Raw genomic sequence first — 21,565 nt, forward strand, 5'->3', positions numbered from 1 at the left:
TTCACTCCTTTACAGGAAAGAATTATATCAAAAAAGATTACCCTGATTAATGCAAAGTGTAACCACTTATCTGCAACAATTTGGGTAATCTTATTTTAACTTTTATATTACGTACTCAATTTTACCATAAGAGCATGTTCAAGGCAAATGACAATTGAAAGGACGCGCTTTAATTATGGCTAGAAAGCAAATATTTAAACGCAGACCAAACAAAGCCGGTACCGTAGTCAAAATTTATCAGGGAAACGAAGAAAAACTTTCTGCGCTAAAGTAACAACCGATTATGATACATTAACCGGTAATCAGATTCAGGTTTCAATAGGTACATTTGAAACATGGCAGGAATCTGATGATGCCTTAACGCTTTATAGATTGACAAACAAAAAGACCATAACCGATAAGGAAGCAAGTGTCCTTGCACCAGACACTTTCCAAAAGCTAGTTGATCAGCGTGAAAAGAATACCCCTACATTCAAACAAATATTTGACATAATATATGACGAAGATTTATCAAAACTATCTAAATCTTCACAAGTTTGGTATAAAGCCTGGATTAACCGTTTTAAATCACTTTACAATAGAAAGATATCACAGATAACTCTTGCTGGTTTGCAGGAAATATTTGATCATGATAAAGCAGGATACGGTACAAAGATACATATGAAAGTATTGTGTTCGAAAATATTCGAATATGCAGTTATTCATCAATACGTTTCTAGAGACAATAACTATACTGAATACATTAGATGTGATGAAAATAAAAAATCAACTAAACGTTATGCTTTCTCTACGAATGAAATTAAAATGCTGATAGACGATAACAGTGATGCAGCTAAAATTGTTCTAATCTACATTTACACTGGATTGAGAGCAAACGAACTGTTGAGTATCGAAACAAATAAAATAAAAAAGCATGGGGATTTTTATTATTTTGAAACCGTATTAAAAACAGAAAGCGGTATAGACAGAGTGGTACCTATTCATCCTGCCTTTTGTAAAAGAACTAATTTTAGCTGATAAAAAGAAAAGGATAATAGATTACAGCTATGCTTATTTTAAAAAAATTATTTTTATCCATTGATGAATGATTTAGGGATGAAACATACCTTGCACGATACTCGTGATACTTTTGCAACGTTATGTCAAAAATATGATGTTGATATATTTGCTAGAAAACTCATTCTAGGTCACAAATTTAAGGATCTAACTTTCGATACTTACACTGATACAGTCATTGATGATTTATATAAAGAACTAATAAAAATTAAGGTTCCATCATTTTAAATCTTTGTTACTTATTTGTTACTTACGAGGTACAATTTAGGACTTTTTACTGGTTAAAACCCTTGATTTTATGCGGATTTAAATGGCAGAATGTTTCAGTTTTTGAAATAATCACTAAAATTAACGCTTTATGTGATAAAATTCCTCAAGAAATACAAATAAGAGGGGAAGATAGCAGTGGATTTAAGCTTATTACTAATGCAGCAAATACTGCAATTATTCATTATGATTTTTTTTGGCTTTTTGTTAGTAAAAACCAAAACTTTAACAACTGATGATAGTAAAATAATCTCAATGTTAGTATTATTTGTTGCTTCACCATGTGCGATTTTAACATCATTTTCAATTGAATTTACACCCGATAAATTAATTGATTTGGGATTAGCTTTTCTAGGAGCGATTATAGTACATCTTATCTATATCCCTTTAACGCAATTGTTAGCTAAAATATTTGGATTTGCGCCAATTGAAAAAGCAACTATAATTTATTCAAACTCTGGTAATCTAATTATTCCTTTAGTTGGTGCCATATTAGGTAAAGAATGGGTTTTATATACTAGCGGCTACATGGTTGTCCAAACTATATTATTATGGACACATGCTAAAAGTTTAGTTTGCAATGAAAAAAACTATGACTTAAAAAAGATCTTTTTAAATATTAATGTTATTGCCATTATCGTTGGGATTTGTTTATTTTTATTCCAGATTCAATTACCAAGTCTTGTTTTATCAACATTCGATACCGTTGGTGGGATGTTAGGTCCATTAGCAATGATCGTTATTGGAATGTTAATTGGAGAAATGAACTTAAAAAATATTTTCAGTGAAAAACGAACTTATTTAATTTCTTTGATGCGTTTAGTGGTTTATCCATTAATTATCATAACTGTCTTTAAATTAAGTGGTCTTGTAACATTGACATCAGATGCTTCACAGATTTTTTTGATAACTGTTTTAGCAGCTAGTGCACCAGCTGCAGCAACAATTACTCAGTTTGCTCAATTGTATAATAAGCATCCTGGTTATGCTAGTGTTATGAATATAATGACAGTGTTTTTCAGTGCTATAACAATGCCTTTAATGGTTATAATCTATCAATTATAAAAATGGGATATGTAAATTTACATATCCCAATATTTTTTTAATACATTCCACCAGCCATAGCAGGTGCTGCAGGTTCATCTGATTTAATTTCTGCCACTCCAGCTTCAGTTGTAATAAACAATGCTGAAATACTTGCAGCATTTAACAATGCGCTACGAGAAACTTTAGTTGGATCGATAATTCCTTTTTCAAACATATCAACCCATTCACCATTTTTAGCATCAAATCCGATATTTTTATCAGCATTCTTTTGCATATCAACAATATCTTCACTATTGTATCCAGCATTTTCTGCGATTTGGCAAATAGGTGCTAATAATGATTCCATTACAATATTGATACCTTTTTGAACATCAACATTATCATTTTTAAGAACTGGTTTTAATTCTTTATATGCTTCAACTAAACAAGCTCCACCACCAATTACAATACCTTCAGCAACAGCAGCTTTAGTAGCATTTAAAGCATCTTCAATTCTTAATTTCTTTTCTTTTAATTCACTTTCAGTTGTTGCTCCAACTTTGATAGTTGCAACACCATTAGTTAATTTACCAAGTCTTTCTTGGAATTGTTTTCTATCATGTTCATTAGTAGTATCAGCAATTCTTGATCTAATTTCTTCAATACGAGCATTTAATTCACTATTATTTTCATTAGCACCAATCATTGTTGTATTGTCTTTAGTAACAATTACTTTTTTGATTGTTCCTAACTCATCTAATTGAAGATCTTCTAATTTCATATTTAAATCTTTGTTGTAGAATTTAGCATTTGTTAATGCAGCAATATCTTGTAACATTTCTTTTTGGTTATCACCAAATCCAGGAGCTTTTGTAGCTACAACATTGAATGTACCACGTAATTTATTTAAAACTAAAGTAGAAATTACTTCATTTTCATAATCTTCAGCAATAATTAATAATGGTTGATTTGTTTTCAATACTTGTTCAAGTACTGGTAAGATTTCTTGAAGATTATTAATTTTTGAATTAGTTACTAATACATATGGATTTTCTAATTCAACAGTCATTTTTTCACGATCAGAAACCATGTATGGAGATACATAACCTTTATCATATTGCATACCTTCACTGATTTCTAATTCATCATCAAAGCCATTACTTTCATCAACATTGATAATTCCATCGCGACCAACTTTATCCATTGCTTTAGCGATTAAATCACCAATTTCTTTACTTCCTGCTGAAATAGTAGCAACACTAGCAACATCACTGCTTGTTTCAACTTGACGTGAATTTTTTAAGATTGTTTTTGCAACTTCTTTACTTGCATATTCAATACCTTCACGCATTAATACTGGATTACATCCTTTGTCAACAGCTTTCATTCCATTAACAATCATATTACGAGCCAAAATTGTAGCAGTAGTAGTACCGTCACCAGCAACATCATTTGTGTTATTAGCAACTTCATATACTAATTTTGCACCCATATTTTCAAATTTATCTTCTAATTCAATTTCTTTTGCAATACTAACACCATCGTTAGTAATTAATGGTGAACCATAACTTTTTTCCAATACAACATTACGACCTTTAGGTCCTAAAGTAATACAAACAGCATCAGCTAAAGTATTTACCCCTTTCAACATTGCTTTACGAGCATCACTTGAAAATCTTACTTCTTTTGCCATCTTAAATTACCTCCTTAAGCTATACAAGCTAAAATATCCTTTTCTTCAATTACAATATATTCTACATCATCAACTTTAATATTAGTTCCTGAATATTCTTTATATACAACTTTATCATTTACTTTAATATCAGCTTTACAATCAGGACCTAATGCAACAACTTTAGCAACACCTGGTTCCTTTTTAGTTTCAGTTGTTAAAATAATTCCACTAGATGTTTTATTTTCTACTTCTTCTTTTTTTAAAATAACATTATCATGTAATGGCTTAATCATGTTAATCACTCCTTTTATCTTTAGCACTTGCCATATCTTAGTGCTAAAATTATTATAATACTTTTTAGCACTTTGTCAACCCAAGTGCTAAAAAATTTATTTATATTCCAAAATTCTACTTTTCAATATAAAAATATAAAAAATAGCGATTTAAAAACCGCTATTCTTCCAACCAATTAGCTTTATAATAATAAATAATTAAAATCGTAGTACTTAACACCCATGAAACAGGCCAGCCAAGATCAACAAAGACTATATTATGGAATAAGTTAGTAGTTATCATAACCCAGATAACTCTAAAAACACACCAGCACCCTATTAAAACAACCATAGGGATGTTTGTCTTTCCTACTCCTCTTAAAATACCACAAATGACCTGCGAAAGCGTTAAAAATAAATATCCCGGTGCTAAACAGCGCATCATTATTAAACCATATTCAATAACTTTAGGATTTGATGAAAAGATCTGTAATAAATATGGTGCTGAAAAAACAACTAATACACTCAATACAAGAATTGTCCCACAACTAATTAAAGTCCCTATTTTAGCCCCTTGTTTAATTCTATCATAATTTCTAGCACCTTTATTTTGACCCACAAAAGTTGTTAATGCCATTGATAAACTGATAACCGGCAAAATTGCAAAACCATCAATTTTAGTATATGAACCATTTCCAGCCATTGCATATGCACCAAATACATTAATATTTGTTTGCATAATAATGTTAGAAAAAGAAACAACTGCATTTTGCATTGCACTAGGCATTCCTATTTTAATTGTCTTTCTTAAATCTTCATAATAAAATTTTATTTTAGATATTTCTAACCGATATGATTCTTTACTAGTTACTAAAACATAGATTGACAATAATGCACTAGCTACTTGAGCAATTGAAGTTGCGATTGCTACTCCAGCAATCCCCATTTTAAAAACAACAACAAATAATAAATCTAATACAATATTAATAAATGATGATACAATTAAAAAATATAATGGGTGTTTAGAATCTCCAACAGCTCTTAGAATTCCACTTACCATATTATAAATTATTAACCCGGATACTCCTAAAAAATAAATTCTCAAATATGTAATACTTTGATCAATTACTGCAGCATCTACTTTTACCAAACTTAAAATCATTGGTGTAAAAACAACCCCCACAATCGTGGCAAAAATACTAGAAACAATACCTAAAGCAATCGCAGTATGAACACTACAAAATACCCCTTTATCTTCCCTAGCACCATAATAATTAGAAATCAACACACTTGCTCCTAATGATAATCCAGTAAAAAAACTTACTAACATATCAATAATAGGCCCGCTAGAATTAACTGCCGCCAAAGCCTGATCACCGATATAATTACCAACTACAATACTATCAACTGTATTGTAAAGCTGTTGAAACATATTTCCTATCAATAGAGGAATCGCAAATAATATTAGCTGTTTAGCAATGCTTCCCTCTGTCATTAATCCTCTCTTTTCAGCCATAGTTTCCCTCCTACTAATAACTAATTAAATTTGTGATTTAAAAAATCTAGTATTAACTAGATTTTTTTAAATATTTATTATATATACTTTTCCTTGTCTAGAAATTCTAATTGATTTAGCCTCATTTACTACATCATCACCAACTTCAAAAATATAGTGAATAATTGCACTTTGATCATTTTTTAGTGTCAATGAAGAAGCTGCTTCTAAATTACTATGATCATCTTTTTCATAAACAACTGTCGCAGGATATGGATTATTATTAACATCCAATAAATTTACAGTGGCAATATTTGAAGCCATAATATCACTACCACTAATGTTTTTTACAACTGTTGTAAAATCAACAAAACTATTATTTTCATCATTTACTTTATAATATGTATATAATCCCACCGGACTCGCTGGAGCTACTTCTTTAGCGATATTAGCAGCTTGCAAAGTCATTTCACTATATCCATCAAAAGTAATCACATCATTAAGATTTTTAGCTTCATAATTTTCTTTTGCATCTTTTAATTCAAAATCTAATGTCGCTGATTTTTTATTTTCATCAGAATCTTCTTCTACTTTTGTATTTAAACTAAACTCTATTTTTTGATCTAATTTTTCAGGATCAACTTCAACATAATAATGAACCTTATTAGCAGTATTAGCTTCTAAAGATACATCACTAGTAAGTGATCCACCATTATCTTTTGAGGCTAATAATGAAGCCACATATTCAGTATTATCAATCGTAAAAATAGCTTCTATTTCATCATTTAACTTTAAGTTTGAATCTGTAACATTAGTAACCCACATCATTAAATCCAAAAGTACATTTTTTGAATCAGCAGGTTCAAAATAAGTATATAAGGTTCCAATTACATCTGGAGTAATCATTTTAGTTTGATCAATTGCTTCAATTTTAAAAGAAATCAAATCAGCAAATTTATTTTCTTTATTCCATTTTATTTTTGTTGCAGTATCACTAGACTCATTTCCACCACTACAAGCTGTAACAGTTAAAATCATCATACATACAAGAAATATCTTAAATATTTTCTTCATAGATAATCCCTTCTCTTTCAAAATTTTTTCGGCTCCCTAAGTCTAATTATACTACAAAACTAGTAAAAATAAATAAAAACAACAACATTTGAAAGATGCTTGCATAACGCATCTTTTTAATATATATTTGAAGTAGATAAAAGGAAGAGTTCTAAAAACAAATCCTAAAACTAATTATTTCAAACAATAATAATAAAAAGAAATAATTAACAAAAGTTCATTGAAAACTAAATAATCATCAAAGATAAATTAAATTAGCGAAGATGGAAAAGTTCATAAAAAACTAAGCTAATTAAAATAATCTTATAAAAAATAATTAACAAAGATTAATAATTTATCAAAAGTTAAATTAATTAAAAAAGACAGTTTTAAATAATCAATAAAAAATAAAAATTTACCTGTTCAAAATGATGATTCTATAAATAATTAAAAAGTTGATTAGAAAAAGGTCTGATAAATAATTAATTAACAAAGATAAAATTGATCAAAAGTTATATTAGTTAAAAAAGATTATTAAAAAATAAAAATTAGAATAGTAGATGTGAAAAAGTTCATCGATAAGCAAAATAAATAAAAGTGTTAATTAAAAAGTAGTAATGGTTAAAAGATTAAATGCTAAATTAATTATCAAAAGTGATGATTAGAATAGATGAAGTGAATATTAGTTAAGTAAATTTTAAAAATTAAAATGAGAAATGATTAGAAAAAATGGATTTGAACTTGAAGAGATTTCATAGAATTCGTCTAAAAACAGTTTCCAATATAATTATTCATTAATAATTTAAATTGTTTTCTAAAAATACCAAATAATCGTGATATTAAAATAATGATGGATGGAAATCAATTCAAATTTAGAACGAATCCTTTTTTAAAGAATATTTCGATAACTAAAAATAAAATAGTAGGTTAAGCAATAAAATTATTAGATAGATGCGTAGATAGTAGAATGATAAAGAAGTTATCGGAATGTTCTATATAGCAAAAAGAATTATGGCAGAGTAAACCATAATTCTTTTTTTATAAATTGATACTTTTTGTTTTTATTTGATTACAAAAATACTGGTCATGTTCAACAAATAATATAGTTGGCTGATATTTTAAAATAACCTCTTGAATCTGGATTCTTGTAAAAATATCAATGTAATTTAACGGTTCATCAAAAATATATAAATGAGCAGGTGTACATAAACATGCTGCTAGCATTACTTTCTTTTTTTGTCCCTTACTAAATGTCTCAATATTCTGATTAAATAAATCACGTGAAAAATCCAATTTACGCAATATAGCTTTAAATAAACTTTGATCAAGCTGTTGTTTATCAATAAAATCATCTAATCTACCTTGTAAATGATCATCAGTTTGTGATAGATAAGCAATTTTTAAATTTGAACCAATTATAACCTGTCCTTGATAATCTATTTTTTGATTCATAATCAGCTTAATAATACTACTTTTCCCAGAACCATTTCTTCCCACTAAATTTAAACGATCACCTTGGTTAATTGTAAAATTAACATTTTCTACAATCACTTTATCATCATAGAAGATTTTTACATCATTAAAAGAAACTAATGTTTTTTTAGAATACGTTAGTGGCATCATCTTTAATGATTCAACAGTTTCAACATCTTTCAATAATTCTTTTTTTTAGCAATCGCATCGTTTTGACGACGTTGTAAGTTTTTAGAACGTTGCATCATTTTCGCTGCCTTGTGTCCAACATATCCTTTATCAGGTTTAAGTCCTGCTACCTTAACATTTTTACTCTTTTCAACTTTATCTGACCAGATACTACTTTGCTTAGCTGCTTTTTGTAATCTTTTAATATCTTTTTTTAGTTTCTCATTCTTTTTAACTTCTAGATTATCCTGATTTTGTTTTTGTTCATACCAGGTTGTAAAATTACCATTTATTATTTCAATGCTTTCACGATTCAAAGCTAAAATATGATCAACACAGTTATCAATGAAATTACGATCATGACTAACTAAAATAAAACTTCTTTTTCTTTTTAAATAATTACTTAGTAATTTTCGACCATGTAAATCTAAATGATTAGTAGGCTCATCTATTAATAATAAGTCATGTGGTTTTAAAAATAATGCCGCTAACATTACCTTAGTTTGCTCACCATTAGATAATGTATTAAATGGTCGTTCCAAAACATCTTCATCAACTTCCAATAATGATAATTCTCTTTCTAATTCCCAAAGCTGATATTCACCTAAAATATCATCAATAATAGCCATTGTAGTTTGACTAGGATCATTTACTGGATATGGAAAATAATCAAAATAATAACCTGGTGTTATATAGCCTTGATATGGATATTTAGCCATCAATAAATCTAATAAAGTCGTCTTACCTTTTCCATTACGACCAATTAAACCTAATTTCCAATTAGTATCAATTTTAAAACTAACATCATTAAAAACATTTTCGATTTGATTATCATAACGAAAAGTTAAATTTTTTACTTCCAATAATGCCATTTATATCCCTCCTAATAAAAATTGCTACAAGAAAATATATTCTTGTAGCACAAAAAATCGTATTAAAGATATAAATAATATTAAAGGATATATTTTCTTGCATGCAAAAACAGTACAAAACACTGTTGATTAAATTTTTAGCAAGAAAATCTATACATCCTTTCACCTCATTTCAATATAATAATAATAAATTAAACTATTTTTGCAACCCCTTATTGATACTTACTATTTACAGTATCAATAAAACATTCTAAAGCATTAATTTCTTCATTAAAATAATATAAATCCAAAATATCTTTTTCATCATAATTATCTCTAATCCAATGATATAAAACATTACGTTTAAACGGTGTTAGTGTATTAAGGTCAAGCTGATGTTTTTCAGCAAAATTATTTACCATATTCATCATCATATCATATTCATCAAGAATACAATCCTGACCATAATTTCGAGCCATATACTCTACATATCCTAAAAAAATCTCTTTAAACTTTTCACCATCAATATCTTTAATATACTCTTTTAAACACATAATCAATAATTCAATATCTTTCTCTAACATATTACCACCTCTTTCTATTATAAACAGAAAAAGTACCTTTTTTCAAAGATACTTGTAATATTAAGTTATTTTTTATTAATAAAATTATTTTTTAACACTTCTTTACAAATAAATTGTAACCCTACTAAGATATAATCATTTAAATTGGTTACTTTTTTTATTTTTGGTAAATACTTAGCTGGCACCATAGATTCAAGCGTCTCATCAAGATCACTGGCTTTTTCTAAATTAGTACAACTAATAGCAACAATTTCAGGATTAACTATTGCCGTTAAACAAACAACTATCTTGCTCAATAATTCAATGGTACCATGAGGAGTTTGTAATAATTTTAATTGATCTTCATTGCTTAATGGCAAATATTGAATCTCACCAGCACAATTAGTTTTACCGGTTATTAATTGACCATTTATTACAGTTCCTACCCCACCATATCCTTCTCCAGGTTGATACAGCAAACATACATTTTCATAGTTTTTTTCAGTTAAATAAAAACCAATTGCTGCAGTATTTACATCATTGCCTAAAACAATTTTTTGACTATATTTATTTTTTAATAAAGAATATAATTCTATATCATTAAAATTAATCAATCCCGTAGAAGTTACTTTACCATCATTAATTATTCCCGGTACACTTACTCCAATAACTTTAATATTATCAAATTTTGAATTAACAATATTAATAATATCATAAATGTCATTAATTTTAACAATTTTTTTAATTACTTCATCACTGTAAATAACTTCATCAGATAAATTATAAACTCGATATATTAAATGGACGCGACGATATTCTTTATTGATTGAAATTGATAAAAATCTTGAAAAATCATTATTTAAATAATAATATGGCATGATTTCTTTACTTATAGGATTTTCCATATCTTCAAACAATACTTCACTACTTTTTAATAATTCGTTTAAAATACTACTTACTGTTGCCAAACTTAAGCCGGTTGCTAAGGCAAGCTGATTTTTAGTACATAATTCATGTTCCATAAAAGCTGCTAAAATTTTATCGCGGTTTTTTTGCCTCAAAGTTTTAGTATCACTCATGTTCATTTGACATTTCCTCCTTATTTTGATACCAGTTAGAAACTAATTTTAAAGCTCCTGAAAAATCATTTGTCGCAAACACTTTTGCCGGAATTACTAAGACTTCTTTACATGGTAACCTCCTTTTAGCTTGAGGTAACATATAACCTACTTGAGGTGCTAGTAAAATAATGTCATACTCATTAGCTATTTCAAATAAACGTGAATAACCAGTAGCTTCTATTTCATACGGCAAATTTTCAAGTTTAGCTAATTCTTGCATACGGTAAGCAAACAAAGTTGTCGTTAATCCACCACTACAACATAAAAGTACTTGTACTGATGGCCGATTGGTTACTTCTTTAGCACAATTTATCATTTCTTTAAATAATTCCACCGCATGATTTAAATAAGTCAATTGAAAATGTAAATAAAAAATCTTATCGTTAGTTTGACGATCGGTTAATTCTTCTTCAAAAATAGCATTACCATAAAAAATAATCTTCCCAGTTACTACATCATTTTCAATGATAATTGTATTATTATCATGAAGATCGGCTTTTATCACTAAACCATCCTTACCGTTTTGCAACAATATCCATTTGATATATACTGTTGCATTAATTTCTTGCAAAAATTCATCCATATCATCACCCCACATATAATAGAAATTTATGTATTTATTATAATATATCGTGTAAACGTTTACAAATCATCTTAGAAACTCACCCATAATTTAGATAAAAATTCTAAAGCATCATTACCATGTAATTTTCTTTTGTTTTAAACCCTATTTTTTGATATAACGATTTAGCTTCATGAGACGAATTTAAGCAAACCATGCCGCACTCATCTTTCTTTAATGCAATTAGTTCTTTTACAACTTTTGTGGCTATCCCTTGATGACGATATTCTTCTTTTACCCAAATATTGGTTAACTGTCCTACCCTACCTAAAGGATTTTCATTTGATGGCATTATATTATACAGATACAAAGTTCCAGATGCGACAAAATTATCATTATCAAATCCTAATAATGTAAAACAGGTCTGACTTTTTATACCATTTTGATAAAATTTTTTAATATTATTAATTGTATCTTGGTTGATATTTTGATTTGAAAACATTTTTAAATCACGAATTCTAAGTTCAACTAAAAAATCTAAATCACTAATTGTAGCATATCAAAAATTGATCATTTTTTACCTCCTAATATATAATAATTATAAAACTTATTAATTATTAAAAAAATCAGCTATTGCTGATTTTTACTCTTGAGCATTTGAATTATCCAAGTATTGTTTATCATATTCTACAATATGATTTTCATAATCAAGTTCATCTTGATTCTTAACTTTAGAATCCTTTTTTATCAAAATCACATCACCTCATATATAGTATGTGAATTATAACATGATTAAATCCAATAAATATCCGCTTAATCCTGCAATTGTTGAACCTAAAATAACAATTCCACTAACAATTGTAATAATACCTCTACCACTAAAATTAACTTCTTTTTTATTCATATCCTTTACCTCCCAATAAAAAGTATCTATTTATTCATCTTTATTATTAATTATGTTTTATTTGTATCTTTATTAGACACTTTTAATATATCGCTATTTTCCGAGTTTGTCAATAAAAAATATCTTTTTAAGACACTTTATAAATATCTATTGCTTAATCAATTAAAAAATAGTAAAATTAAGACACAAGGAGGTAACAGTATGACTGGTGAAAGAATCAAAAAATTACGAAAAGAAAAAGGGTTAACTCAAGAACAGCTTGGTAACCTGCTTGGTGTTAAAAAATCAGCCATTGCTAAATATGAAAACAATCGAGTTTCCAACCTCAAAAAAGATACAATTCAAAAATTATCTGAAATATTTGATGTTTCGCCCTCTTATTTTTTAGGCTTTGAAGAAAGCAATCAACCAGTAATATCTGATTCAATCGTTGTGCCCTTATATAATGATGTCAGTTGTGGAACTGGGATGTTTGTTGATGATAATATTGATGAATATATTTCACTTCCTGAATCATTACTATCACCTCAAAAAGAATATTTTTGTCAATATGCAAATGGTGATAGTATGATTGATGAAAATATTAATCCTGGTGACTTAATTGTTTTTGAAAAGATCAACACTTTAAGAAATGGTGATATAGGATGCTTTACTATTGATGACAATGTTGCAACCTGTAAAAAGTTTTATCGTGACAACAAAAATCGTTGCATCATTTTACAACCAGCAAATCCAGATTATTCACCAATTGTAATTAATCAAGAAAATGAAGCTGGCTTTAGAATCATTGGTAAGCTTTCTTTAGTTATTAATAAAAGATAATTTTTCAAAAACCTATTAGATTTAGTTGAATCAAATAATAAATTATCATTCTATATTTGTAATTTATTAAAATATTTTACTTATTTAAAATATGACATAAAAATTATAAGTTCAACAAACTAAAATGATAATTTTAAATAACTATAGGTTCTCACTCCGACTTTAAAACAGCAGATATGCTGTTTTTTTTCTATTTTGATTAAATTATCAATATTTTATGTAATAAAATGTATATTTAAGCAACAGATTATGCAGTTATAATCATGATATAATTATTTATATATCATTTCACAATCGAATATCAAATCAGGAGGGGAAAAATGAAAACAAAATTATTTAAATTAACTATGACTTTAGCAGTTACATTTTCCTTATCAACAGCCTACATTGTTCCTGCAATGGCTGTTGAGGAAAACAACAATGAAAGCATACAGCTAAACACAGTAGATAAAAGTAATTTAGAAAGACTTATTAATCAATATGATTATGATGCTCTATTAGCCCAAGAAGGTTATCCAATGTATCAAAAACAAGAAATTAAAGATGCATTAGAAAACGCTAACACAGTATACAATAATCCAAATGTAACTCAAGAAGAAGTAGATAACGCATATCATCGTCTTAATAATGCTGTTAATAACTATGACCGCTATTTACCAGATTCTCAAATAGAAGACTTAATTACAGAAGCAGAATTAGAATTAAAAATGACAGCAGTTTATACTGTTGAATCTTTAGCAAAGTTACAAGAAGCTTATGATAATTTGATGAATGTTATGGACTCAAATAATCGCGACGAAATTGATCGTCTTGCTAAAATTTTAGCTGAAGTATCAGCATATCAATTAGATGAAAAAATGGATAAAGAAAGACTTCTTTATGAAATTACATCTTATGAATATTCATTGAGTTTTTTTAGCTATACTGCTGAATCAAAAGCCACATTTGATAATATAATGGCTGAAATCAAGGCTATTTATAACGACCCAAATGCTACAAACGAAGAAATATTAGATGCATATATTGCGTTAATAAATGCTTTTGATGATTTAGTACTTAGTCCTGATAACGATTATAATAAAATAATCACAATAGCTGAAGCAGAATTGCAAAAAACTAATGTTCATTCACAAAGATATCTAAATCTTTTATCAACAACACTAAATAATTTAAAAACAGCTATCAACAATGGTGAATTTACATATCAAAGCTCACTATTGTTAGCTCATATTTTATTCCTTGGTGATGTTAATACAATTCCTGGTGGAACACCTGATGGAAGTACAGACACTACTAAACCAGCAACAGAAACAAAACCAGTTGACAATACTGTAACTAGCGTTAAAACAGGTGATGATATCTATTTTATGCCACTAGTAGCAACAATGATGTTAGCTGGATTAGGTATCACATTATCTAAAAAATATCGAGAAAATTAAACATATTATTAATATGAAATGATATATAAAAGACCTAACAATTATGTTAGGTCTAATACTTCTTTAATTTTCAATAAGACACCTTGTTCATCATTTGAAGCAGTTAATCCATAAGCAATTTCTTTAATTGGATCAACTGCATTTTCCATTGCATAGCCATATTTAACTTGCTGTAATAATTCATAATCATTCATTTGATCTCCAAATGCCATACATTCATCTGGTTCTATTTCATAAATAGCTTGTAAAAAACGCATCCCAATTCCTTTGTTGATTTCTTTATTATGAATATCCATCCAGACATTTCCTGCAGTAACTATCTTTACTTCTTCAGGAAGCAATGGTTCAATTAAAGCTAATTTTTCTTCAATTTTACCTTCAGGATCATTAATAGATATTTTCATAATCTCATCATCTATTTCATCATATGAAGCTACAAATTGATAGTTGCAATAATGCATTTTAACAATATTTTCAAAATCTCTATCTTTTTCTAAAATGTAAGCTCCTTTACGTCCACACATAATAACTGGTAATTGAGGATATTCTTTTAAAATATTTTTTATTTTTTTTAAACAATCAACTGATAATGTATTATGATACAATTCACGAGAACCTTCTGCAATAAAACAACCATTTTCAGCTATAAAATACATTTGTTCACTTAATGGTAAAAACTTTTGATATAAACGGAAATATTGATTACCACTAGCAATAACAAATTTAATTCCTTTTTCTTTTAATTTATAAAATATATCAATGAATTCTGGATCAAACTGTTTATTAGAATCTAAAAAAGTTCCATCCATATCAGTTGCAATTAATTTAATCATAAAAAACCTCCTTTTATAATCAGTAATATAGCATAATACTATTATTAAAAAAAGAGTCAATTTAAACTACTTGCTATTAGTTAATTCTTCTAACATTTTATCGCCATCGCTGGCTGCTTTTACCTTTCCAAACGCTTTAATAATTTTCCCTTCTTCATCAATTAAATATGTAGTTCTTACTACACCCATAAATTCACGTCCATACATTTTTTTTAGTTTCCAAACATCATAGGCTTGTAATACTTTTGTTTCAGGATCAGATAAAATAATAAATGGTAATTGATATTTTTGAGCAAATTTACTATGAGCACTAACACTATCCTTGCTTATCCCTATTACTAGTGCCCCATTTTCTTCTATCGCAGGATAATTTTGAGCATAGTTACAAGCCTGTTTAGTACATCCAGGTGTATTATCTTTACTATAAAAATATAAAATAACTTTTTTTCCTTTGAATTGACTTAAACTTATTTCTTCACCATTTTGATTTAATAATGTAAAATCAGGTGCTTGACTTCCCACTTCTAACATTTTAAAATTCCTCCTTCTAATCATTTAATAATAAAAGGAAACATGTTTACCAGTATATTCGTAACATGGTAAAGTCTGATGTTTTATTCCTTTTATTTGCTTTTCTTTTAATAAGTACCCATCTTCTAAACAATAATTTATATATTCTTTAGTTAATGGATAATGATGATGGCTTGGTATAATCGTTGTAATATCATCTTGATAAGTTAATAATTTTTCTAAGCTTTGAAGATATAAATCTAAATTTCGATGTTGACCAAACATGTATATCGGCCCAGTTTGAACACTATCACCTGGTAAAAGCAGTTTTTTATTACGATCTAAAAAAGCAATACTGCCATAACTATGTCCAGGAATTTCAATAACTTCAAATTTATACTCACCAGCTTCTAAAATATCACCTTCATTGATTTCTTTAACTTTTATATTACCATCAATTAAAGGCATATCATTTTTATGAACATAACATTCATCAAATTGTTTTAAACCACCGCTATGGTCTTTATCACCATGGCTAAGAACAACTTTTACTGGCAAGTTAGTTATCTTTTGAATTTTAGATTTAAGATCAGTATTTCCAAAACCAGTATCGATTAATAAAGCTTCAGTTGATCCTATAATCAAAAATTCACGTACATGTCCATCATCTATAATATAAAAATTAGGAAAATATTCTGTAATTTGCATAAAATCACCTTCCTCACCTAATTTTATCTTATTTAAATTAATAGGTAAAGTTGCATTATCTTTATTTAATTATAGAAATATTAAAAATACGATTCTCTTTAATAAACATTATTGTTTACTAATTTGAATCGTATCATTTTAAATCATTATTAACTATACAACTTTAAAACCCAAAGAATTCTAAAAATTTTTCTAAAATAGATTTTTCTTTCTCTACTTTAACTGTTTGCTTCTTTTCTACCTTTTTTTCAATTGCTGGTGTTGTAATAACAAACTGAATATCATAAACAGTACTGTTATTAGAAGAAACATAAGATACAACCTGGTAATCATCATTACTAAATTCACTTAACATTTCACTTATAGAATCATCAACCATAGAGTCAATATCATTAGTCTGATTTTTGAATTCCGTTGTTCCTTTAACTAATTCTTGTGTTCCTTGATACAAATCACTAGTACCATTAGCAAGCGTTAAAGATCCTGTATATATTTGTTCATAGCCCTCTACAATCTGATTTAAAGCATTAGTGTAGTTATTAAAACCATTATTTAAATTACCATAGTTAGCAGCCAGGGTACTAATTCCTGTTTTAAGTTGATCCATGTTCTCTAAGATCGTTGTTAATTCATTTGCTAAATTAATTATCTCTTGATTAAATAATCGATAGTTTTCTTCTAACATCAAAGCCCCATTAATAACAGTGTTCCCTGAAATGTCCGGACTTAACTGGTTATTAAATTGCTCTAAAATTTTTTCACTTTCAGCTCCTGCCTTTAATAAAATAATTAATTGACTATAAAATTCACTATTGGCTGGATCGGTAGCAATTAACGACTCCAACTTAGCAATCATTTCTTCACTTTGATTATAAACTGAACTAATTGATCCACCAGTTGCATTTTTATATTGTTCGATCGCCTGATTCATTGAATTTAAAGAGGCTACTAAAGTGCTAATACCTGTTTGAATTTGATTGGTGCTATCAATTAATTGATTTATTTTTGTAGCATCAATATCTATTTTTTGTAATGTACTATCGATTATAGATAATGCTTCTTGTACTTCTTTTGAACCACTTGTTAATTTATCAGACTGTTGATTCAAAGTAACTAAGGCTGTTTTAATTTGATTAATGCCATTTACTAAATCGTTACTTCCTTGATCTAACGATGAAGCACCAATATTTAGATCATTAGCCCCACTATCTAATTGATTAACAGCACTTTGTACTTCTCCAATTTTATTATCTATCAAGCTAGTATTAATATTACTTTTATCTATCGCTAAATTTAAACGAATTCCGTTAATAGAAATTCCACCCATTTCAAAATCTGTTACATCACTAGTAATTTCTAATGTTTCACTATTACCAGGTAAAAGTGTATAAGTAATTTGTTTATTATCACCAGCATTAGCAATCATTGCCCCATTTGCAATAATATTTTTACAATTATTGCTGTTTAAACTAGCTGTTATTTGTAAAGCATAATTATTAAAATACACTTCATTAACATCTTTATTTTCAGTAATTTCGATTCTTATAGTTAATTTTCCTTTACAACCAGCAACCTTATTGTCCGCTATTTTTTTACCATTTAAATAATAACTAATTTTAAAGTTCCATGGTAAACTTGGATCTTCCAAATATCCTTGATAAGATAATTTTTCTTCATCAGTAGTTGCCTTAACCTGATTATTTTTATAAACCAATTTATCAGTACTACTCAAATTTTTTACCTGACTATAATTTCCATAATCAATTAATTTATTATTTTGAGGATAAACGATATTAACTACATAACTTTCATCAACAGTACCATCCTGATTTAAATTTGCATAAATAACTTCTTCTTTAGGACTTGAAGGTTCAATTCCTTGAATCGGAATAATACAATTACCAGCAACTACGCTACAAAGCCCTAAAACCAATATTTTATTACTTATTTTCATCATTAATAACTTCCTTTCTATTTTTAGAAAACCTAAATTTCAAAATCCAGCGATCAAATAAAGTTAAAAAACCAGGTAACGCTAGTAAAACAAACATCAAACTAAATAACGTTCCTCGATACAATAAGATTCCTAACTCAGCTAATATTCCATGAGTAGAAATTTTTCCCAATATAAAACCTACAATTGTTAAAATTGATCCACTCGTTAAAATAGGTAAAGTCGAATATCTAATAGCATGATCTAATGCTGATATTTTAGAGCGCTTTTTACGAGTATTTAAATATCGATTTGAAAAAGCAATAGCGTAATCAACTGTAGCCCCCAATTGAATTGAACTAATAATCAAATATGAAATATAGAAAATAGGTTCATTTGTTAAAGCTGGCAATGATAGATTAACCCAAATTGCTCCTTCAATTACTAAAACTAATACTGCTGGTAATAAAATAGTTTTAGTAGTTAAAACAATGATTATAAATACTGCTATGATAGCTACTGCATTTACTAGTTTCATGTCTGCTGTTGTTACATTTTTCATATCATAAGTAGAAGGTACTGTACCAGCAAGATGATATTCTTCGTAATATTCACTAGTAATCTGCTTAATTTCTTGAACATTATCAAATGCCTGGTCACCTTCATAATCACTGTCAATTGTTAAAACAAAGCGAGTGTAATTTTCACCATCAAGCTGATCTAGTAAGCTTTCATCCAAATACTCTTTAGGCACTGATACCCCAGCACTATCAACATAAGAAATAATATCCTTGACATAATCAAGCTGATTCAATTCATCTGATAACTGTCCTTCTATCGCTGTTGAGCCTTTTGGTACCATTAAAACCATTTGATTCGATTTACCAAAGATACTTTCAATTTTAGTAGTATCTTCATAATATTCCGTTCCATTTGTTAATATATGGCTAGAGCCATAATAAAAAGTATTTTGATTTTGTATAAAATAGCAAGGAATTGCCAAAACAAAAAAGATAACTACCATTACATATCTGATTTTCAAAACAAATTTAGAAAAATATTTAAATGTTGGCATAAATGAACGATGTTCAAATTTTTCAATCACTTTATAAAACTGTACCGATACTGCTGGTAAAAATGTAAAAACTACAATTATCGTGATAATAATCGATTTAGTCATTACTAATCCCAAATCTACACCTAGTTTAAATTTCATTAATAACAAAGCTGCAAAACCAATTATTGTTGTTAATGCAGAAGCACTAATTGAACTAAATGAGTTTTTTACAGCCTTGGTCATTGCTAAAACACTATCATCACCACTTTTACGATAGGTTGCAAAACGATCCATTAAAAAAATTGAGTAGTCCATAGAAACAGCTAACTGTAAAATACTACCGGCAGCATTAGAAACAAAGCTAATTTCTCCTAATAATATATTAGTCCCACGATTGATCAAAACTGCTATTCCAATTGTCAGCATAAAAATTATTGGATCTGCCCATGATGTTGTAGTTAAAAATAAAATTACAAAGACAACAATTACTGCAATTATAGCAATTTTTTTAACTTCAGGTTCCGTGGCTTCAGTTGCAGCGGCTGTCGAAACTGCATCACCCGTTAAACTAATTTTTTTTGTTGTTAAAGTTTTTATCTCATCAATGGCAGTAATGGCTTTATCCGTATCTAATGCAACACTATATAAAGTACTGTTATCTTGATAATATGTTTCAACAATACTAGAATCCATCATTTCTAATGGAACTGTTATATCTTGTGAGTCGTCTAACCACGTAACTGAATTTACACCATCTACTGATAATAATTGTTCTTTAAACTCCAATGCTTCAGGAATAGAGATATCTTCAACCATAATTCTAGCGTTAGGTACATCACTATCAAATTCATTCTCCATTGTCTCCAAAGCAATCGTTGAAGCTGCACTTTCTGGTAAATAATCATTAATATTATAATTTACAGCTACAAATGTTGATAATATGGCACTCATTAAAGCTAAAACCACATAAAAAACAATTATAATACGACGATGCTTTAGTATTTTTTCAATAAATGCATCCATTTTAACCTCCTTTAATAAACGTAAGTTTATAAATCAACATATAGTTAATAAATTGACACTTGTTTATTTATTAACTATAATTAAATTATATGCAGTAATGATTGGTATATTCAATATGCAATCTACTAGCTAATGTTGAAAAATCAACATTTTTAAAAAAGGAGTTGATATTATGGTAAACAAATCAAGTAACAATCGCAGTGTTCGTAAAACCAAAAAAATTTTAACTAATAATTTAATTACTTTACTTAAAAAAAAGCCTATAAATCAAATTTCAGTTAAAGAACTTACTGATTTATGTGATTTAAATCGCGGTACTTTTTATCTGCATTACAAAGATATTTATGATATGATTGAATGTCTTGAAAATGAAATAATTGAAGATCTTCATAAAATTTTAAATGATTATAAATTAAATCGTCCTTTGGATCTTTTAGACCCACTGTTTTCATATATTTATGAAAATCGTGATTTAACTATGGTATTAATTGGTGAACATGGTGATATTTCTTTTTCATCTAAATTGATTGAAATTGTAAAAATCTATTGTTTCGATACATGGAAAAAAGAATTTAAAATTAATGATGATGAAATTTATGAAATATATTTTAAATTTATTACTTCTGGATTTTTAGGAGTTTGCGACATGTGGTATAATAGCAGTTTTAATATTCAGCCACACAAATTGGCTATTTTAGTTGATGAAATAATATCTAGTGGCATTTTAAATAGCTAAAAAATTTCTATTACTAAC

The 21,565-nt window shown here is 27.8% G+C and carries 22 protein-coding genes; 6 read left to right on the top strand and 16 right to left on the bottom strand.

The features are described 5' to 3' along the window. The first annotated feature begins 372 nt into the window (after positions 1-372). From B5F09_RS15175 to B5F09_RS06000, 3 genes are all read left to right on the top strand, one after another. Positions 373-1,017 carry a hypothetical protein gene (locus B5F09_RS15175; protein WP_239404268.1) on the top strand — a complete coding sequence of 215 codons (645 nt, stop codon included), beginning with the start codon at positions 373-375 and terminating at the stop codon, positions 1,015-1,017. Positions 1,018-1,095: 78 nt separating this feature from the next. Further along, positions 1,096-1,284 (top strand): hypothetical protein, encoded by a 189-nt coding sequence (locus tag B5F09_RS15180; protein WP_239404269.1) that lies wholly within the window; start codon positions 1,096-1,098, stop codon positions 1,282-1,284. 177 nt (positions 1,285-1,461) lie between these two features. After that, positions 1,462-2,388: an AEC family transporter gene (locus B5F09_RS06000; RefSeq protein WP_087372600.1), complete on the top strand. Its 927-nt coding sequence runs from the start codon at positions 1,462-1,464 to the stop codon at positions 2,386-2,388. A gap of 37 nt (positions 2,389-2,425) precedes the next feature. Here the strand turns inward: B5F09_RS06000 and groL are convergent, their stop codons facing one another. The 11 genes from groL to B5F09_RS15290 all read right to left on the bottom strand — a co-directional run bounded on the left by groL (position 2,426) and on the right by B5F09_RS15290 (position 12,486). Continuing rightward, positions 2,426-4,042 (bottom strand): chaperonin GroEL, encoded by a 1,617-nt coding sequence (groL, locus tag B5F09_RS06005; RefSeq protein ID WP_087302072.1) that lies wholly within the window; start codon positions 4,040-4,042, stop codon positions 2,426-2,428. Between the two features lie 14 nt (positions 4,043-4,056). Then, complete coding sequence (locus B5F09_RS06010; RefSeq protein ID WP_087302070.1) at positions 4,057-4,317, bottom strand: co-chaperone GroES; 261 nt, start codon at positions 4,315-4,317, stop codon at positions 4,057-4,059. Between the two features lie 160 nt (positions 4,318-4,477). Further along, a complete protein-coding gene (locus B5F09_RS06015) occupies positions 4,478-5,812 on the bottom strand; it encodes an MATE family efflux transporter (protein ID WP_087372603.1) in 1,335 nt (444 codons plus the stop codon). 66 nt (positions 5,813-5,878) lie between these two features. After that, on the bottom strand, positions 5,879-6,865 hold the full coding sequence (locus B5F09_RS06020) for a hypothetical protein (RefSeq protein WP_087372605.1): 987 nt from the start codon (positions 6,863-6,865) through the stop codon (positions 5,879-5,881). 1,017 nt (positions 6,866-7,882) lie between these two features. After that, positions 7,883-8,500 (bottom strand): ATP-binding cassette domain-containing protein, encoded by a 618-nt coding sequence (locus tag B5F09_RS15360; protein ID WP_272482085.1) that lies wholly within the window; start codon positions 8,498-8,500, stop codon positions 7,883-7,885. Next, positions 8,497-9,357, bottom strand: a complete 861-nt coding sequence (locus tag B5F09_RS15365; RefSeq protein WP_272482086.1) for an ATP-binding cassette domain-containing protein — start codon at positions 9,355-9,357, stop codon at positions 8,497-8,499. Before B5F09_RS15365 ends, B5F09_RS15360 begins: the two co-directional genes overlap by 4 nt. A 212-nt stretch (positions 9,358-9,569) precedes the next feature. After that, entirely contained in the window at positions 9,570-9,920 is a 351-nt protein-coding gene (locus B5F09_RS06030) for a hypothetical protein (RefSeq protein WP_087372608.1), read from the bottom strand. Between the two features lie 65 nt (positions 9,921-9,985). Further along, on the bottom strand, positions 9,986-10,984 hold the full coding sequence (locus B5F09_RS06035; protein ID WP_087302061.1) for an ROK family transcriptional regulator: 999 nt from the start codon (positions 10,982-10,984) through the stop codon (positions 9,986-9,988). Then, a complete protein-coding gene (locus B5F09_RS06040; protein ID WP_087372611.1) occupies positions 10,971-11,603 on the bottom strand; it encodes a PTS sugar transporter subunit IIB in 633 nt (210 codons plus the stop codon). The genes B5F09_RS06035 and B5F09_RS06040 overlap by 14 nt, the downstream gene beginning before the upstream one ends. A 103-nt stretch (positions 11,604-11,706) precedes the next feature. Beyond that, a complete protein-coding gene (locus B5F09_RS06045) occupies positions 11,707-12,084 on the bottom strand; it encodes a GNAT family N-acetyltransferase (protein ID WP_239404270.1) in 378 nt (125 codons plus the stop codon). Between the two features lie 279 nt (positions 12,085-12,363). Continuing rightward, a complete protein-coding gene (locus tag B5F09_RS15290) occupies positions 12,364-12,486 on the bottom strand; it encodes a hypothetical protein (RefSeq protein ID WP_255375594.1) in 123 nt (40 codons plus the stop codon). Between the two features lie 201 nt (positions 12,487-12,687). Here B5F09_RS15290 and B5F09_RS06050 point away from each other — a divergent pair, with 201 nt between their 5' ends. Continuing rightward, on the top strand, positions 12,688-13,308 hold the full coding sequence (locus B5F09_RS06050) for a LexA family transcriptional regulator (protein WP_087302055.1): 621 nt from the start codon (positions 12,688-12,690) through the stop codon (positions 13,306-13,308). Between the two features lie 320 nt (positions 13,309-13,628). Further along, complete coding sequence (locus B5F09_RS06055; protein ID WP_087372614.1) at positions 13,629-14,747, top strand: FIVAR domain-containing protein; 1,119 nt, start codon at positions 13,629-13,631, stop codon at positions 14,745-14,747. 41 nt (positions 14,748-14,788) lie between these two features. On the opposite strand, the gene B5F09_RS06060 is transcribed toward B5F09_RS06055, so the two are convergent. The 5 genes from B5F09_RS06060 to B5F09_RS06080 form a co-directional block, all read right to left on the bottom strand. Then, complete coding sequence (locus tag B5F09_RS06060) at positions 14,789-15,580, bottom strand: HAD family hydrolase (protein ID WP_087302051.1); 792 nt, start codon at positions 15,578-15,580, stop codon at positions 14,789-14,791. A gap of 66 nt (positions 15,581-15,646) precedes the next feature. Continuing rightward, entirely contained in the window at positions 15,647-16,111 is a 465-nt protein-coding gene (gene bcp / locus B5F09_RS06065) for a thioredoxin-dependent thiol peroxidase (RefSeq protein WP_087372617.1), read from the bottom strand. Between the two features lie 24 nt (positions 16,112-16,135). Then, positions 16,136-16,798: an MBL fold metallo-hydrolase gene (locus tag B5F09_RS06070; protein ID WP_087372620.1), complete on the bottom strand. Its 663-nt coding sequence runs from the start codon at positions 16,796-16,798 to the stop codon at positions 16,136-16,138. A gap of 163 nt (positions 16,799-16,961) precedes the next feature. Beyond that, positions 16,962-18,755 (bottom strand): hypothetical protein, encoded by a 1,794-nt coding sequence (locus B5F09_RS06075; RefSeq protein WP_087372623.1) that lies wholly within the window; start codon positions 18,753-18,755, stop codon positions 16,962-16,964. Further along, entirely contained in the window at positions 18,739-20,811 is a 2,073-nt protein-coding gene (locus B5F09_RS06080) for an RND family transporter (protein WP_087372626.1), read from the bottom strand. Before B5F09_RS06080 ends, B5F09_RS06075 begins: the two co-directional genes overlap by 17 nt. Positions 20,812-20,983: 172 nt before the next feature. Between B5F09_RS06080 and B5F09_RS06085 the strand changes: the two genes are divergently transcribed. After that, positions 20,984-21,547 carry a TetR/AcrR family transcriptional regulator gene (locus B5F09_RS06085; RefSeq protein ID WP_087372629.1) on the top strand — a complete coding sequence of 188 codons (564 nt, stop codon included), beginning with the start codon at positions 20,984-20,986 and terminating at the stop codon, positions 21,545-21,547. Positions 21,548-21,565: the final 18 nt, after the last annotated feature.

It is taken from the genome of Erysipelatoclostridium sp. An173 (genome assembly GCF_002160495.1).
Classification (GTDB): Bacteria; Bacillota_I; Bacilli_A; order Erysipelotrichales; family Coprobacillaceae; genus Thomasclavelia; species Thomasclavelia merdavium.

Excerpts from the sequence above, each read along its gene's own strand:
- B5F09_RS06035 (WP_087302061.1), bottom strand. The coding sequence starts at position 10,984 with ATGAACATGAGTGATACTAAAACTTTGAGGCAAAAAAACCGCGATAAA.
- B5F09_RS06050 (WP_087302055.1), top strand. The coding sequence starts at position 12,688 with ATGACTGGTGAAAGAATCAAAAAATTACGAAAAGAAAAAGGGTTAACT.
- B5F09_RS15290 (WP_255375594.1), bottom strand. The coding sequence starts at position 12,486 with ATGAATAAAAAAGAAGTTAATTTTAGTGGTAGAGGTATTATTACAATT.
- B5F09_RS06055 (WP_087372614.1), top strand. The coding sequence starts at position 13,629 with ATGAAAACAAAATTATTTAAATTAACTATGACTTTAGCAGTTACATTT.
- B5F09_RS06045 (WP_239404270.1), bottom strand. The coding sequence starts at position 12,084 with ATGTTTTCAAATCAAAATATCAACCAAGATACAATTAATAATATTAAA.
- B5F09_RS06085 (WP_087372629.1), top strand. The coding sequence starts at position 20,984 with ATGGTAAACAAATCAAGTAACAATCGCAGTGTTCGTAAAACCAAAAAA.
- B5F09_RS06015 (WP_087372603.1), bottom strand. The coding sequence starts at position 5,812 with ATGGCTGAAAAGAGAGGATTAATGACAGAGGGAAGCATTGCTAAACAG.
- B5F09_RS06020 (WP_087372605.1), bottom strand. The coding sequence starts at position 6,865 with ATGAAGAAAATATTTAAGATATTTCTTGTATGTATGATGATTTTAACT.
- B5F09_RS06070 (WP_087372620.1), bottom strand. The coding sequence starts at position 16,798 with ATGCAAATTACAGAATATTTTCCTAATTTTTATATTATAGATGATGGA.
- B5F09_RS06080 (WP_087372626.1), bottom strand. The coding sequence starts at position 20,811 with ATGGATGCATTTATTGAAAAAATACTAAAGCATCGTCGTATTATAATT.
- B5F09_RS06060 (WP_087302051.1), bottom strand. The coding sequence starts at position 15,580 with ATGATTAAATTAATTGCAACTGATATGGATGGAACTTTTTTAGATTCT.
- B5F09_RS06010 (WP_087302070.1), bottom strand. The coding sequence starts at position 4,317 with ATGATTAAGCCATTACATGATAATGTTATTTTAAAAAAAGAAGAAGTA.
- groL (WP_087302072.1), bottom strand. The coding sequence starts at position 4,042 with ATGGCAAAAGAAGTAAGATTTTCAAGTGATGCTCGTAAAGCAATGTTG.
- bcp (WP_087372617.1), bottom strand. The coding sequence starts at position 16,111 with ATGTTAGAAGTGGGAAGTCAAGCACCTGATTTTACATTATTAAATCAA.
- B5F09_RS06075 (WP_087372623.1), bottom strand. The coding sequence starts at position 18,755 with ATGATGAAAATAAGTAATAAAATATTGGTTTTAGGGCTTTGTAGCGTA.
- B5F09_RS06040 (WP_087372611.1), bottom strand. The coding sequence starts at position 11,603 with ATGGATGAATTTTTGCAAGAAATTAATGCAACAGTATATATCAAATGG.
- B5F09_RS06030 (WP_087372608.1), bottom strand. The coding sequence starts at position 9,920 with ATGTTAGAGAAAGATATTGAATTATTGATTATGTGTTTAAAAGAGTAT.
- B5F09_RS15365 (WP_272482086.1), bottom strand. The coding sequence starts at position 9,357 with ATGGCATTATTGGAAGTAAAAAATTTAACTTTTCGTTATGATAATCAA.
- B5F09_RS15180 (WP_239404269.1), top strand. The coding sequence starts at position 1,096 with ATGAAACATACCTTGCACGATACTCGTGATACTTTTGCAACGTTATGT.